This window comes from Roseateles sp. L2-2 (assembly GCF_050613215.1).
In the GTDB taxonomy this organism is placed as follows: Bacteria; Pseudomonadota; Gammaproteobacteria; order Burkholderiales; family Burkholderiaceae_C; genus Roseateles; species Roseateles noduli.
On record NZ_CP192509.1, the window covers coordinates 5,981,918 to 5,996,659 of the forward strand.

Sequence of the window (14,742 nt, forward strand, 5' to 3'; positions counted from 1 at the left end):
GCGGACTCCTGCATCGACCAGAAGGGAACTGGGAGAGATCTCGTCAGGCGCGGACCTTGAAGGAGTCCGCGTACTTCGCAGGATCCTTCGCGTCCCAGACGACGCCGTCGAACAGCTTCGCCGAGCGCATCGTCTCCTTCGGCACGGAGACGCCGAGCGCCGACGCCGCCTGCTTGTAGAGCTCGATCTGATTCACCTGGCGCGCGACGCCGAGGTAGTCCGGGTGCTCCTTGATCAGGCCCCAGCGCTTGTGCTGGGTCAGGAACCACATGCCGTCGGACAGCCAGGGGAAGTTGACCTGGCCGTCGTTGAAGAACTTCATGTAGTTGGGGTCGTCCCAGGTCTTGCCCAGGCCGTTCTGATAGCGGCCCAGGATGCGCTGGTTGATGGCGTCGACGCTGGTGTTGACGTAGGCCTTGTCGGCGATGGTCTCGGCCATCTTCTGCTTGTTGGACAGGCTGGCGTCGATCCAGCGGCCGGCTTCGAGCACGGCCATGATCACGGCACGCGCGGTGTTGGGGTACTTCTTGACGAAGTCGCCGGTGGTGCCGAGCACCTTCTCCGGATGGTCCTTCCAGATGTCCTGCGTGGTGGCCGCGGTGATGCCGATGCCGTCGATGATGGCGCGGTGGTTCCAGGGCTCGCCGACGCAGAAGCCGTCCATGTTGCCCACGCGCATGTTGGCCACCATCTGGGGTGGCGGCACGGTGATGACCTTGGCGTCCTTCATCGGGTTCACGCCCGCGGCGGCCAGCCAGTAGTAGAGCCACATCGCGTGCGTGCCCGTCGGGAAGGTCTGCGCGAAGGTGTAGTCGCGCTTGTCCTTCTTCATCACCCGGGCCAGCGAAGCCGCGTCCACCGCGCCCGCCTCGGCCAGCTTCTTGGACAGCGTGATCGCCTGGCCGTTGTTGTTGAGGGTCATCAGCACGGCCATGTCCTTCTTCGGACCGGCCACGCCGAGCTGCACGCCGTAGATCAGGCCGTAGAGCACGTGCGCCATGTCGAGCTCGCCGTTGACGAGCTTGTCGCGCACGCCGGCCCAGGAGGCTTCCTTGGTGGGGATGATCTTGATGCCGTACTTCCTGTCGAAGCCGAGCGCGGCGGCCATCACCACCGACGCGCAGTCGGTCAGCGGGATGAAGCCGATGCGCACTTCCTCCTTCTCCGGCTTGTCGGAGCCGGCCGCGTACGCGCCGCCGCCCGGCAGCGCGGCCAGCCCGCCCAGCGCCGCGCCGGTGGCGAGCAGCTTGCGACGTTCAGCGCTCATCAGACCCTCCTTCGAACCGTGTTGCATCCCGATCTCCAACGAAGAACTCCAGCGGAAAAACAAAAAGGCGTCGCGACCGTCCCGCTTCGTCGAAGCGGAACCGATCGGACGCCTTTGCCCAAATCTTTCGATGTGACCCTCACGCCGTTGCGAGGGCACGAGCAGGGCATTGCAGGAAGCGTGCCATGGGGTCGATGCGATGCGGCCCAGGGCGCAGCACGCAGACGGGGACGGCCGACGTCCGTCGCGATGCACTGTCTCGCGGCACGGATGCGCCGTTGCGGTGCGTCCGGCCGTTCAGCCCCGCAGCAGCTCGTGCGCGTCGATGACGCGCCGCGCGACCTGCCCGATCGCCTCGCCGCGGTCCATCGCGAGCTTGCGCAGCCGCTGGTAGGCCTGGTCCTCGTCGAGGCCCTGCTCGCGCATCAGGATCCCCTTGGCCTTGTCGACCAGCTTGCGCGAGGCCAGCTGCGCCTGCGCCTGGCTCAGTTCAGCGCGCAGCGCCAGATCCTGCTCGAATCGCGCGATCGCCACGTGCAGCACCGGTGCCAGGCGTTGCGTCTGCAACCCGGCCACCACATAGGCGCTGACGCCAGCCTGGATGGCGCGGCGCATCGGCGCGCGGTCCTCGTCCTCCGCGAAGATCACGACGGGACGCGGCATGTTCGTCGACAGCGTGGCGAGGTTCTCCAGCGTGTCGCGCGTCGGCGACTCGGCGTCGACGATCACGACGTCCGGCTGCAGGCGCAGCACGCAGTCGTGGATCAGCGTCGCCTGCTCGATGACGCCGACCACCTCGCAGCCCTGACGCACCAGTTCATCGCGCAGCAGGTCCACGCGATGCGCGCCGTCGTCGATCAACAGCACGCGCAGTCCGGCATGCGCGGACAGCGGGCTGGCGACGGGGGCTTGCGGCGACTTCACCGCGGTGACGGCGCAAGTTCCGTGCCGTGCGTGATCCGCCCTCGCGACGGCAATCGGCAGTCCCGACACGCCGCACGCGACGTGCCTGCGGTCCTCGTTTCAGGGGGCCGCACACTCCGCGCGAACGGCGTACGTTCGCTCCGCCTGCCCCATCCGGGGGCGCGTGGGAGCGAACATGAACTGGATTCCTCGCATTGAATCGACGCAGGCGCGTCTGCGCCGCGTCCATCGCAGACTCTCTCTGTGCGGCGGCCTGCTCCTGGGTCTGGCGATGACCCCGGCGGCCCACGCGCAGGCGTACATGGTCGCCGGCACGAATACCAGCGCCACCGCACTCAACCAGATCGTCGTCCCCGAGCCACCGACCTTCTACGGCCCGGGTTCGACCGAGAGCCGCGCCGGCCTCAGCCGGAACGACGACGCGAGCTTCGGGATCGCCGCCTCCTACGCCCGCGTCAGCAACGACTATGGACGGATGAGCCTGTATGCCGACGCCGGCAGTTTCGTCTCCGGCACCGACGCGGCCCACGTGCGCGGCTGGGGCACGGCGTTCGCCGTCCAGCAGGACAGCTTCATCGTGAGCTGCGCCACCTGCGTGACAGGATCAAGAGGGGAAATGACCGTCCGCCTGCACCTCGGCGGCCTCACGGTGGCGAACGGCGGGTTCCTGGGCTCGCCGCCTGCGGACGCGTCGCAGGAGATCCGCAGCTACTTCAACACCAACCTCATCCTGGAAGGTCCCGAGGTCCCGAACACGCCCTTGCCCGGCCAGCAGTTCGCCGCCTACTACCGCGCCAACCCGTCCGTCGAACGCACGCAGGCCCTGGTCGCCGGACTGCCCTCCGAGCTGGGACCCAACGGCTACCCGGAGATCGAGTTCCGCTTCGGGTTCCTGTTCGGCGTGCCGATCAAGATGACCTGGTCTGCCTCGGTGTCCGCCTTCGTCGACACCACCGCCGGCGCGAACGGCCTGACGCTGGCCCAGTCGCTCTCGACCGTCTCCATGGACGACCTCTACTGGGATGGCCTGCACGACGTGATCGGCAGCGACGGTCAGCGGCTCCTGTCGTACACGGCCCTCAACAGCGCCGGCATCAACTACGCGCGCACCTTCGCCGCGCCCGTCCCGGAGCCGGCCAGCGTCGTGCTGATGGCCCTCGGCGTGGCGCTGCTCGCCGCCTTCGCCCGCCGCGGCCGCGATCCCACGGCCACTTGAGTGTCGATATCGAGGAGCCCGTCATGCCGACCCTGTCCACTTCCACACTGCGTTCCTGGCCCGTGCTCATCGCCACGGCGCTCATCGCCGGCGCGTCCGGCCCGTCCCCGGCGATGGCCGCGGACTTCACCACCGGCTACAGCTACCAGCTGGGCGTCTCGGGGACGCCATTCCGGTCCGGCGAGCAACGCGGGCCGGCCGCGCCGGGGCAACGCCTGCTGCTCGACGAATCGGGCGAGTTCCGCGACGGCGCGCTGTTCAACACCGGAAGCGTGACCGGCTGGAGCAGCGCCAGCAACGGCCATCTGCAGGCCGCCCTGCGCGCCGATGCCGCGATGTCCACGCAGACCGCGCTGCAAGGCGTCGATGTCCGCGCGACGGTGACCAGCGCACTGAGCGACACGCTGATCGTCAGCTGCCCGACCTGCACCGCAGGCACGCTGGGCTGGATGAACTTCCGCGTCTTCTACGACGGCGTCACCGCCGGCTCGGGGCATCTCGGCCAACCGCCCGGCGAATTCGGTCGCTACTCCGCCGACACCGTGTGGCAGGCAGATGTCCTCCTCCAGGCCGACGGCGTGCCGAACTTTCCGCCCGATCCGGGCGGCCCACCCTGGCCCGTCGACTACGACGTGGTCCATCTGCAGTACTTCCTGCTGGAGACCCGCTCCAACGGCGGGTCGAGCATCTCCCAACCGCCTCATACGGGCTCGGGGATGCAGGATCTCTCGATCCAGTTCGTCTTCGGCCAGCCCATCCACCTCGATCTGGCGATCTCGGCCACCACCCTCACCGCCGTCGTGAGCGACGACAGCAACGCGCCCTTCAACGCCAGCGCCACCACCTGGATCGACCTGTCCCGCAGCCTGTACTGGGACGGCGTCACCGGCATGCAGAACGCCGACGGCGGAGTCGTCACGGACTACACCGTCACCGGCGCCAACGGACTGGACTACCGGCAGTCGTTCGCCGCCGCCGCCGTGGTGCCCGAGCCCGGCACCTGGGCCTTGATGCTGGCCGGCCTGGGCGCGCTCGGGGCGCTGGTCCGTCGCCGCGGCGCCTCGTCGTCCTGAGGACTCCTAGGGATTTCCCGCCCTTCGCGCGCGGATAAGCGCGGGCTTCTCACGTTTACGTAAACGTCAACCGGCACCTAGAATCGAGCGCACACGATCGATCCCCAGAAGGGTCGACCCACGACAGGCGCCGCGGCGGGACCACCCTCGCCTGCCGCAGGCGACCGCGCCCCCACGCCGGAGACCCACGTCATGACCGAGATGTCCGCCGAGTACAAGGCCCTGGCCGAGTACCGCCCCACCCAGAAGGTCCGCTTCGTGACCGCCGCCAGCCTGTTCGACGGGCACGACGCGGCGATCAACATCATGCGGCGCATCCTGCAGAGCATGGGCGCGGAGGTCATCCACCTGGGCCACAACCGCTCGGTGGACGAGGTCGTCACCGCCGCCCTGCAGGAAGACGCGCAGGGCATCGCGGTCAGTTCCTACCAGGGCGGCCACGTCGAATACTTCAAGTACATGGTCGAGCTGCTGCGCCAGCGCGGCGGCGACAGGATCCAGGTCTTCGGCGGCGGCGGCGGCGTGATCGTGCCGGCGGAGATCCGCGACCTGGCCGACCAGGGCGTGCGCATCTTCAGCCCCGAGGACGGCCAGCGCATGGGCCTGATGGGCATGATCGGCGAGATGGTCATGCGCTGCGACCAGGACCTCAGCGCCGCCGCGCCCAAGGCCGTGGCCGCGCTGCAAGGCCATTCGGAAAGCGCCTGGCGCGCGCTCGCGCAGGCGATCACGGCGCTGGAGAACGGTCGGGTCGATGCCGCGTTCACGCAAGCCCTGCGCGACGCCGCCACAGGCCTGCGCACCCCCGTGCTGGGCATCACCGGCACCGGCGGCGCGGGCAAGTCCTCGCTGACCGACGAACTGATCCGCCGCCTGCGCCTGGACCAGGACGACGCGCTGCGCATCGCCGTGATCTCCATCGACCCGTCGCGCCGCAAGAGCGGCGGCGCGCTGCTGGGCGACCGCATCCGCATGAACGCGATCGCGCCGTGGGCCGCGGGTCAACGCGTCTACATGCGCTCGCTGGCGACGCGCGACTTCGGCTCCGAGATCTCGCAGGCGCTGCCCGACGTGATCGCCGCGGCCAAGGTCGCCGGCTTCGACCTGGTCATCGTCGAGACCTCCGGCATCGGCCAGGGCGACGCGGCCATCGTCCCGCACGTCGACGTGCCGATGTACGTGATGACGCCGGAGTTCGGCGCGGCCAGCCAGCTCGAGAAGATCGACATGCTGGACTTCGCCGAGTTCGTCGCCATCAACAAGTTCGACCGCAAGGGCGCCGCCGATGCGTGGCGCGATGTCGCCAAGCAGGTGCAGCGCAACAAGGAGGCCTGGGGGAAGAAGGCCGACGAGATGCCCGTGTTCGGCACCATGGCCAGCCGCTTCAACGACGACGGCGTCACCGCGCTCTACCAGGCGCTGAAGCCGCGTCTGGCCGAGCTTGGACTGGTCCTGCGCGACGGCCGCCTGCCGGTCGCCGCCACGCGCTTCAGCACCCACCAGACGCCCATCGTGCCGCCGGCGCGTTCGCGCTACCTCGCCGAGATCGGCGATACGGTGCGCTCGTACAAGAAGCGGGCCCGCGCGCAGGCGCGCCTGGCCCGCGAGATCCAGCAACTGACCGCGAGCGCGGCCATGCTGGGCGGCACCGAAGCCGGCGGGGATGCGCAGACACGCGCCGCGTCGCTGGCCTCGCTGGAAACGCTCTCGACGTCGCGTCAGGCGAAGCTCGATGCCGACGCGCGCCAGCTGCTCGCGCAGTGGCCCGACATGCAGCAGGCCTACGCCGGCGACGAGTACGTCGTGAAGATCCGCGACAAGGAGATCCGCACCGCGCTGGTGTCGACCTCGCTGTCGGGCACGCGCATCCGCAAGGTCGTGCTGCCGCCGTACGAGGACCAGGGCGAGCTGCTCAAGTGGCTGATGCTGGAGAACGTGCCGGGCAGCTTCCCGTACACGGCCGGCGTGTTCGCGTTCAAGCGCGAGGGCGAGGACCCCACCCGCATGTTCGCCGGCGAGGGCGACGCCTTCCGCACCAACCGGCGCTTCAAGCTGGTGTCCGAAGGCCTGCCGGCCAAGCGGCTGTCGACGGCCTTCGACTCGGTCACGCTCTACGGCGCCGACCCCGCGCCGCGGCCCGACATCTATGGCAAGGTCGGCAACTCCGGCGTCAGCATCGCGTCGCTGGACGACATGAAGGTCCTGTACGACGGCTTCGACCTGTGCCACCCGACGACCTCCGTGTCGATGACGATCAACGGCCCCGCGCCCTCGATCCTGGCGATGTTCATGAACACCGCGATCGACCAGCAGCTGACGAAGTTCAAGGCCGACAACGGCCGCGAGCCGACCGCCGACGAGGCCGCCAAGATCCGCGCCTGGGTGCTGGCCAACGTGCGCGGCACGGTGCAGGCCGACATCCTCAAGGAGGACCAGGGCCAGAACACCTGCATCTTCTCGACCGAGTTCTCGCTCAAGGTGATGGGCGACATCGCGCAGTACTTCGTCAACCACGACGTGCGCAACTTCTACTCGGTGTCGATCAGCGGGTATCACATCGCCGAGGCGGGCGCGAACCCGATCTCGCAGCTGGCCTTCACGCTGTCCAACGGCTTCACCTTCGTGGAGGCGTATCTGGCGCGCGGCATGCACATCGACGACTTCGCGCCCAACCTGAGCTTCTTCTTCAGCAACGGCATGGACCCGGAGTACACCGTGCTGGGCCGCGTCGCGCGCCGCATCTGGGCCGTGGCGATGCGCGACAAGTACGGCGCCAACGAGCGCAGCCAGAAGCTGAAGTACCACATCCAGACTTCGGGCCGCTCGCTGCACGCGCAGGAGATCGCCTTCAACGACATCCGCACCACGCTGCAGGCGCTGATCGCGATCTACGACAACTGCAACTCGCTGCACACCAACGCCTACGACGAGGCGATCACCACGCCGACCGAGGAATCGGTGCGCCGCGCGATGGCGATCCAGCTGGTCATCAACCGCGAGTGGGGCCTGGCCAAGAACGAGAACCCCAGCCAGGGCGCGTTCATCATCGACGAGCTCACCGAGCTGGTCGAGGAGGCGGTGCTGACCGAGTTCGAGCGCATCGCCGAGCGCGGCGGCGTCCTGGGCGCGATGGAGACGGGCTACCAGCGCAGCAAGATCCAGGAAGAGTCGATGCACTACGAGATGCTGAAGCACACCGGCGAGTACCCCATCATCGGCGTGAACACCTTCCGCAACCCGCACGGCGACCCGGTGCCGGAGCACATCGAGCTGGCGCGCTCCACCGAGGACGAGAAGCAGGGCCAGCTGACGCGCCTGGCCGACTTCCACGCGCGCCATGCGGGCGAGGCGCCGGCCATGCTCAAGCGGCTGCAGCAGGCCGTGATCGACAACGGCAACGTCTTCGACGTGCTGATGGACGCGGTGCGGGTGTGCTCGCTCGGACAGATCACCGCGGCCCTGTTCGAAGTGGGCGGGCAGTACCGGCGCAGCATGTAAGCGCCTGCGGGAGCGCGCGCCGGGCGCGCCGCGCGTGCGCCGTCGCGGCACTCAGGCGGACCGTCGTCGAGGTCCGCCGCATGCCGCCACCGCTCCCCCTCTTCACCCTCGCGAGGACCTTGTCCACCGTCGCCCGCGGCGGCGACCGCACGGTCCTCGATCCGCTGCGCCAGCGCCTCACCGGCGCCGGCACCATGGTCGCGGACCTGCGCGACCTGGGCGCGGCGATGGTCGACGAGTTGCCGGACGGTTTCCTGCGCGGGCTGATGCAGCCGGCCCATCCTCATCCCCCTGCGCCTCGCGACCCGCCGATGGTCGCCCTGCCCGAGGGCTGCGCCGCGGCCACGGTCAACCGCTTCCTGCGGGAAATGCCCGGAACGGAATGTCTCAGCGCGGCCGGCATCGACCCGCGGGGCGAGCCGATCCACATTCCGCCGGACACCGCGCTGCGGCTGTTCGAGACCACGTCGCCTCATCCGCCGCTGCGCAACGCCGGGGACGTGCCCGTGCTGCTGCGTACGACCCCGGGTGCCAGCACCGTGGTGCCGGCCGAACCGCCCGAGCACGCGCCCGACGCGCGGCTCGCCGTCGTGGCGAGCCTGCGCAGGGCCCTGTGCGACGACGACTGTCAACTGGAGCTGCCGCAGACGGCCGCCTTCCGCGAGATGCAGCGACGGCTCAACCCGACCTTGGACGCCCTGCGGGCGCGGCTCCCCGCCGGAAAGAAGCCCGCGGCCGCGCCGGACGCCGACGAGCAACGCACGCTGCGCGCGGCGCTGTGCATGGTGCCGCGGGAGCTGCTGAGCGCGCCGGCCGCGATCGCCGCGCAGGACCTGCTGCGTCGCCTGGCCGCCGACGGCCGCGCGGCGCGGCTGGACCATGGCGACCTGGGACGGATCACGCGTCTGTTCATCGATCAATGGGACGTGGCCTGTCCGGTACGCGGCAGTTTCCGCCCGTCCCGCCCGCCGAAGGCGCTGGTCACCTTGGCACGCCTGCAGCGCTGGGCGTGGCCGGACGCGTTCTATGCGAAGCCTCGAGCCATCGACAAGCAGCAGGCGGCGCGAGGACACGCGGCGAAATGCCTGCGCGCGGACTGGGACTCCCGGTACGGATTCGACCGCGCGCTGAGGATGTTCGCGGAGTCCGGCCTGCCGCTCCCCGACGTCGATCTGCTGTACCGCATGGGCGTGCTGCCGGTGGAGGTGGAGGCCGCGCAGCAGAGGAGCCGGCGCGTGTCCTTCGCCGCGTTGCCCCCCGCCGGGCGCAGCCGGACGACGCCGGCGGGAACGGATGGCGCGGGCGGCGCGAACAGCGCGAACAGCGCGGAGGGCGCGGAGCGGCCCGACGGCCGGTCGTGACGCGCATCACGGCGCACGCGGATCGTCGTCACCGGAGTGCGGGGCTTCCCTGCCGCTGGCACATATCGTGCAATCGGCTCTGGCATCGTCGTTCACAAGATCCGTTGGAGACCGCCATGACCTTCCTGCGTCGTTTCACCACCGGCAAGCGCCTCTCGCTGGCCTTCGGGCTGATGCTGCTGCTGATCCTCGGGGTCTCGGCGCTGGGCATCCAGGGCAGCGGCCGCGTGTTCTCGGACCTCAAGACGATCTATGAGGACCGGACGATTCCGCTCAAGCAGATCGGCGACATCGACAGCCTGATGCTGCGCAACCGCATCCTGGTCACCGAGATGATCCGCGACCCGGCCCAGCTCTCGACGCTGGACACGCAACTGCAGACCAACATCGCGACCATCACCGGGCTGTGGAAGGACTACATGTCCACCTACCTCACCGATGAGGAAAAGCGGTTGGCGGACGCCTTTGCGGAGGTCCGCGGCAACTACGTGCGGCAGGGCCTGCTGGCGGCGCGCGATGCGGTGAAGGCCGGCGACGTGGCCAAGGCGCAGACGATCTACGGCGATCGCATCGTGACGCTGGGCGCGCAGGCGAAGTCCGCGATCGACGCCCTGCTCGCGCTGCAGGTGCGCGTCGGCGCGGAGTCCTTCCGCAGCGCCGAATCGACCGCCGCGTCGGTGCGCGGCTGGAGCCTGGCCGCCGCGCTGGCGGCGGTGGTCATCGCGCTGGGTGCGGGCGTGTTCACGACGCGCTCCATCACCGCGCCGATGCAGGAGGCGGTCCACTTCGCCGAGGCGGTCGCGCAGGGCGACCTGCGCAGCCGCGACGCCACGCCCGGCCAGGACGAGGCCGCGCGCCTGATCGCGGCGCTGGGCGCGATGGCCGGCTCGCTGCGCGACATCGTCAGCCGCGTGCGCAACAGCAGCGAGAGCATCGCGACGGGCTCCAGCGAGATCGCCACCGGCAGCCTGGACCTGAGCCAGCGCACCGAGGAACAGGCCAGCAACCTGCAGCAGACGGCGGCGTCGATGGAGGAGCTGTCGAGCACCGTGCAGAACAACGCCTCGACCGCCGGCCAGGCCGACGCGCTGGCCACGCGCGCCGCCGAGGCCGCGGGCCAGGGCGGCGGCGTGGTCCAGCAGGTGGTGCGAACGATGCAGGACATCAGCACCTCGTCCAAGCAGATCGCCGACATCATCGGCGTCATCGACAGCATCGCGTTCCAGACCAACATCCTCGCACTGAACGCGGCGGTGGAGGCGGCGCGCGCCGGCGAGCAGGGCAAGGGCTTTGCGGTCGTCGCCTCGGAGGTGCGGGCGCTGGCGCAACGTTCGGCGCAGGCCGCGCGCGAGATCAAGGCGCTGATCGGCCGCAGCGTCGAGCAGGTGCAGTCGGGCTCCGGGCTCGCCGACGACGCCGGCGCGGCGATGCAGGGCATCGTCGATCAGGTGCGGCAGGTCAGCGTGCTCATCGGCGAGATCGCCTCCGCCAGCGGCGAGCAGTCGCGCGGCATCCAGCAGATCGGCCATGCGGTCACGCAGCTGGACCAGGTGACGCAGCAGAACGCCGCGCTGGTCGAGGAAAGCAGCGCAGCCGCCGACAGCCTGCAGCAGCAGGCCAAGGAGCTCGCGGAACTGGTGCGGGTGTTCCGGTTGGCGTGACGGGCCGTGTTGCGCTGCGTCATGCCGTGTCAAGCCGCGTCAAGCCGAGCGAAGCCGCATGAAGCCGTGCGGAGCGGGTTGTGTCGTGTTGGTGTCCGCGCCACGCATGACCCGGCACCTGTCGTGAGATAGGTCGCGGATCGCCCGGGTTCCCTTATTCCATCGGCCCCTCGGACGAGGGACCCGGGTTCTCCCGCCTGTTGTCGCTGGGGTGGGCGACTCCCATAATCGATTGCACCATCGATATCGGAGTACGCCATGCTGCAGGCACTGAGCCGGATGAAGATCACGACCTTGTTGCAAGTCGGGTTCGCGGCGGTACTCGCGATGGCGGCGCTGATGACCGGCGTGGGCGTGTTCAAGCTGCGCGAGATGGTGCGGCTCAGCGACGAGCTGCACACGCTGGAGCAGCGCCGGCTGATGGCCACGAACTGGCGCGCCGCGACCGAGCTCAACCTCAACCGCGTGCTGGCGATGGCCAAGTCCGGCGGGCATGAGGGGCTCAGCAGCTTCCTGTCCGGCGAGATGACGAAGACCACGGAGCGCATCAACCAGCTGCAGGCCGAGCTCGACAAGGTCATCGACGACACCGAGCAGAAGGCGCAGCTGCCGGTGATTGCCGCGGAGCGGCAACGCTACGTCGACATCCGCAAGGGCGTGATGGCCGCGATCAAGGCCGATCCGGAAGCCGGCGCGCGGCAGGTCGATCAGACGCTGATCCCGGCGGCGGCCAGCTACCTGGCCTCGGTCGAGAAGCTGGTGTCGTTGATCTCGGAAGACACCGACGCCTTCGCCGCGCAGCAGCGCGAGCAGGCCGCGCATGCGGCGACGCTGATGCTGACGCTCACGGCGCTGGCGGTGGTTCTGGGCATCTTCATCGCCTGGCGCATCACGCACTCGGTGCGGGCGCCGATGGTGCGGGCCGGCACGGTGGCGCAGACGATCGCCAGCGGCGACCTGAGCCAGGACATCGTCGTCGACCGCAGCGACGAGATCGGCGTGCTGCTGCGCGAGCTGAGCGTGATGCAGGATTCGCTGCGCCGCATGGTGCGTCAGGTCCGGGACGGCACGGAGACGATCAACGTCGCCACGCGCGAGATCGCGACCGGCAACGAGGACCTGTCGGCGCGCACGGAGGCCACGGCTTCCAACCTGCAGGAGACGGCCTCCTCGATGGAAGAGCTGACCGGCACGGTCGCCAACACGGCGAGTTCCGCGCAGCAGGCCAACGACCTGGTGAGCGCGACGCGGGTGTCGGCCTCCAAGGGCGGCGACGTCGTCGGCGAGGTGGTCGCGGTGATGCAGCAGATCGAATCGAGTTCGCGCCGCATCAACGACATCATCGGCGTCATCGACGGCATCGCGTTCCAGACCAACATCCTGGCGTTGAACGCGGCGGTCGAGGCCGCGCGCGCCGGCGAGCAGGGTCGCGGCTTCGCGGTGGTGGCCGGCGAGGTGCGCGCGCTGGCGCAGCGCTCGGCGGGTGCGGCCAAGGAGATCAAGGCGCTGATCGGCGAGAGCGTGCTGCGGGTGGACACCGGCACGCGGCTGGCGCAGAACGCGGGCCTGGCCATGGGCGAGATCGTCCAGGGCGTGCGCCGTGTGGCCGACATCGTCGGCGAGATCGCGACGGCGGCGGCCGAACAGAAGGACGGCATCGGGCAGGTCAACGTCGCGGTGCAGCGCCTGGACGAGATGACGCAGCAGAACGCCGCGCTGGTCGAGGAATCGGCCGCGGCGGCGGGCAGCCTGCGCTCGCAGGCCGAGCAGCTCACGGCGCTGGTGAGCACGTTCCGGCTGGCGGCATAACCCGCCCCACACTCTGTTGCCATCGCACACCGCCCGCGCCCGGGCGGTTTCTCCTCCGCAGGAACGTTCCTTGCCCGCTGCCCGGTTCCCGTCCGTGCAACATCGCAAGAACGACGAAGAAGGAGGAACGATGGATGCAGCCTCTCTGAAACTCGGCCTCGTCGGCAACTGCGCCGTCAGCGCATTGATCGACGACCGCGCCCGCGTCGTCTGGTGCTGCGCCCCGCGCTTCGACGGCGACCCCGTCTTCCACGCGCTCATCGACTCGCCGGACGGCATCGGTCCCGACGGCACCTTCCAGGTCGAACTGGAAGATTTTTCCCGCAGCGAGCAGTCCTACGACCACGGCACCGCGGTGCTGCGCACCCGCCTCTACGACACGCACGGCAACGCGATCGAAGTCACCGACTTCATGCCGCGCTTCTTCCTCAACGACCGGCCCTACCGCCCCATGATGCTGGTGCGCCGCATGCGCCCCATCCAGGGCCATCCGCGCATCCGCGTGATCCTGCGACCCGTGATCCAGTGGGGCTCCGCCCACCCGACCCGCACCCGCGGCAGCAACCACCTGCGCTTCGTCAGCCCGGAAGGCACCATCCGGCTGACCACCAACGCGCCGCTCACCTACGTGCAGGAAGAGACGCCCTTCGCGCTCGACATGCCGATGAGCTTCATCTTCGGCCCCGACGAGACGCTGGACCGCGCCGTCGAGGACACCGCGCGGCTGCTCGAAGAAAAAACCATCAGCTACTGGCGCGACTGGACGCGCCGGCTCGCCATCCCGCTCGAATGGCAGGAGGCGGTGATCCGCGCCGCCATCACGCTGAAGATGTGCCTGTTCGAGGAGACCGGCGCCATCGTCGCCGCGATGACCACCAGCGTGCCCGAGGCGCCGCACACGCAGCGCAACTGGGACTACCGCTACTGCTGGCTGCGCGACGCCTTCTTCGTCGTGCGCGCGCTCAACAGCCTGTCCGAAACCGGCACGATGGAGGACTACCTGCGCTGGATGCGCAACATCATCGGCCAGTCGAAAGACGGCCACGTGCAGCCGCTCTACGGCATCGGGCTGGAAGCCAAGCTCACCGAGTACATGGTCCCGCACCTGCGCGGCTACCGCGGCATGGGCCCGGTGCGCGCGGGCAACCAGGCCTACGAGCATTTCCAGCACGACGTCTACGGCAACATCGTGCTCGGCTCGGCGCAGTCCTTCTTCGACCACCGCCTGCACCAGCGCGCCGGCATCGACGAGTTCGCGCTGCTGGAGCGCGCCGGCGAGCAGGCCTTCGCCATCCACGACAAGCCCGACGCCAGCATGTGGGAGCTGCGCACGCGGGCGCGCGTGCACACCTCGTCGGTGCTGATGAACTGGGCCGCCTGCGACCGCCTGGCCAAGATCGCGCGCGAACTCAAGCTGCCGGAGCGCGCCGCGCTGTGGGAGGAACGCGCCACGCTGATCAAGCAGAAGATCCTGGACAACGCCTGGAGCGAGCAGCGCCAGGCCTTCGTCGAGAGCTTCGGCGGGAAGGACCTCGACGCCAGCGTGCTGCTGATGACCGAGGTCGGCTTCATCGATCCGATGGACCCGCGCTTCATCAAGACCGTCGACGCGCTGGAGGCCTCGCTCTGCGACGGCCCCTACATGCGCCGCTACGAGGCGCCCGACGACTTCGGCAAGCCCGAGACCTCGTTCAACATCTGCGCGTTCTGGCGCATCGACGCGCTCGCGCGCATCGGCCGCTATGAGAAGGCCCGGGAGCTGTTCGAGGCGCTGCTCGCCTCGCGCAACCACCTCGGCCTGCTGTCCGAGGACACCCATCCCGTCACCGGCGAACTCTGGGGCAACTTCCCCCAGACCTACTCGATGGTGGGGATCATCAACGGCGCGATGCGGCTGTCCAAGCCGTGGGAATCGGAGATCTGAGGGCGGCGG

General features: G+C 69.3%; 9 protein-coding genes. 7 read left to right on the forward strand and 2 right to left on the reverse strand.

Going from position 1 to position 14,742, the window contains the following annotated elements:
* Positions 1 to 43: 43 nt before the first annotated feature.
* Together ACQZ13_RS26675 and ACQZ13_RS26680 are read right to left on the reverse strand one after the other, a co-directional pair.
* Entirely contained in the window at positions 44 to 1,267 is a 1,224-nt protein-coding gene (locus ACQZ13_RS26675; RefSeq protein WP_431048862.1) for a CmpA/NrtA family ABC transporter substrate-binding protein, read from the reverse strand.
* A gap of 297 nt (positions 1,268 to 1,564) precedes the next feature.
* Entirely contained in the window at positions 1,565 to 2,191 is a 627-nt protein-coding gene (locus tag ACQZ13_RS26680; RefSeq protein ID WP_431048863.1) for an ANTAR domain-containing response regulator, read from the reverse strand.
* Between the two features lie 175 nt (positions 2,192 to 2,366).
* On the opposite strand from ACQZ13_RS26680, the gene ACQZ13_RS26685 reads away from it, so the two are divergent.
* The 7 genes from ACQZ13_RS26685 (at position 2,367) to ACQZ13_RS26715 (ending at position 14,733) form a co-directional block, all read left to right on the forward strand.
* A complete protein-coding gene (locus ACQZ13_RS26685; RefSeq protein WP_431048864.1) occupies positions 2,367 to 3,407 on the forward strand; it encodes a PEP-CTERM sorting domain-containing protein in 1,041 nt (346 codons plus the stop codon).
* Positions 3,408 to 3,430: 23 nt separating this feature from the next.
* Positions 3,431 to 4,480 (forward strand): PEPxxWA-CTERM sorting domain-containing protein, encoded by a 1,050-nt coding sequence (locus ACQZ13_RS26690; protein ID WP_431048865.1) that lies wholly within the window; start codon positions 3,431 to 3,433, stop codon positions 4,478 to 4,480.
* A 192-nt stretch (positions 4,481 to 4,672) separates the two neighbouring features.
* On the forward strand, positions 4,673 to 7,978 hold the full coding sequence (gene icmF, locus ACQZ13_RS26695) for a fused isobutyryl-CoA mutase/GTPase IcmF (protein WP_431048866.1): 3,306 nt from the start codon (positions 4,673 to 4,675) through the stop codon (positions 7,976 to 7,978).
* Positions 7,979 to 8,058: 80 nt separating this feature from the next.
* On the forward strand, positions 8,059 to 9,339 hold the full coding sequence (locus tag ACQZ13_RS26700) for a hypothetical protein (RefSeq protein ID WP_431048867.1): 1,281 nt from the start codon (positions 8,059 to 8,061) through the stop codon (positions 9,337 to 9,339).
* A gap of 116 nt (positions 9,340 to 9,455) precedes the next feature.
* Complete coding sequence (locus ACQZ13_RS26705; RefSeq protein WP_431048868.1) at positions 9,456 to 11,000, forward strand: methyl-accepting chemotaxis protein; 1,545 nt, start codon at positions 9,456 to 9,458, stop codon at positions 10,998 to 11,000.
* A gap of 258 nt (positions 11,001 to 11,258) precedes the next feature.
* On the forward strand, positions 11,259 to 12,809 hold the full coding sequence (locus tag ACQZ13_RS26710) for a methyl-accepting chemotaxis protein (protein WP_431048869.1): 1,551 nt from the start codon (positions 11,259 to 11,261) through the stop codon (positions 12,807 to 12,809).
* Between the two features lie 130 nt (positions 12,810 to 12,939).
* The gene (locus ACQZ13_RS26715; protein WP_431048870.1) at positions 12,940 to 14,733 is read left to right on the forward strand and encodes a glycoside hydrolase family 15 protein; all 1,794 of its coding nucleotides are present in this window, start codon (positions 12,940 to 12,942) and stop codon (positions 14,731 to 14,733) included.
* Positions 14,734 to 14,742: the final 9 nt, after the last annotated feature.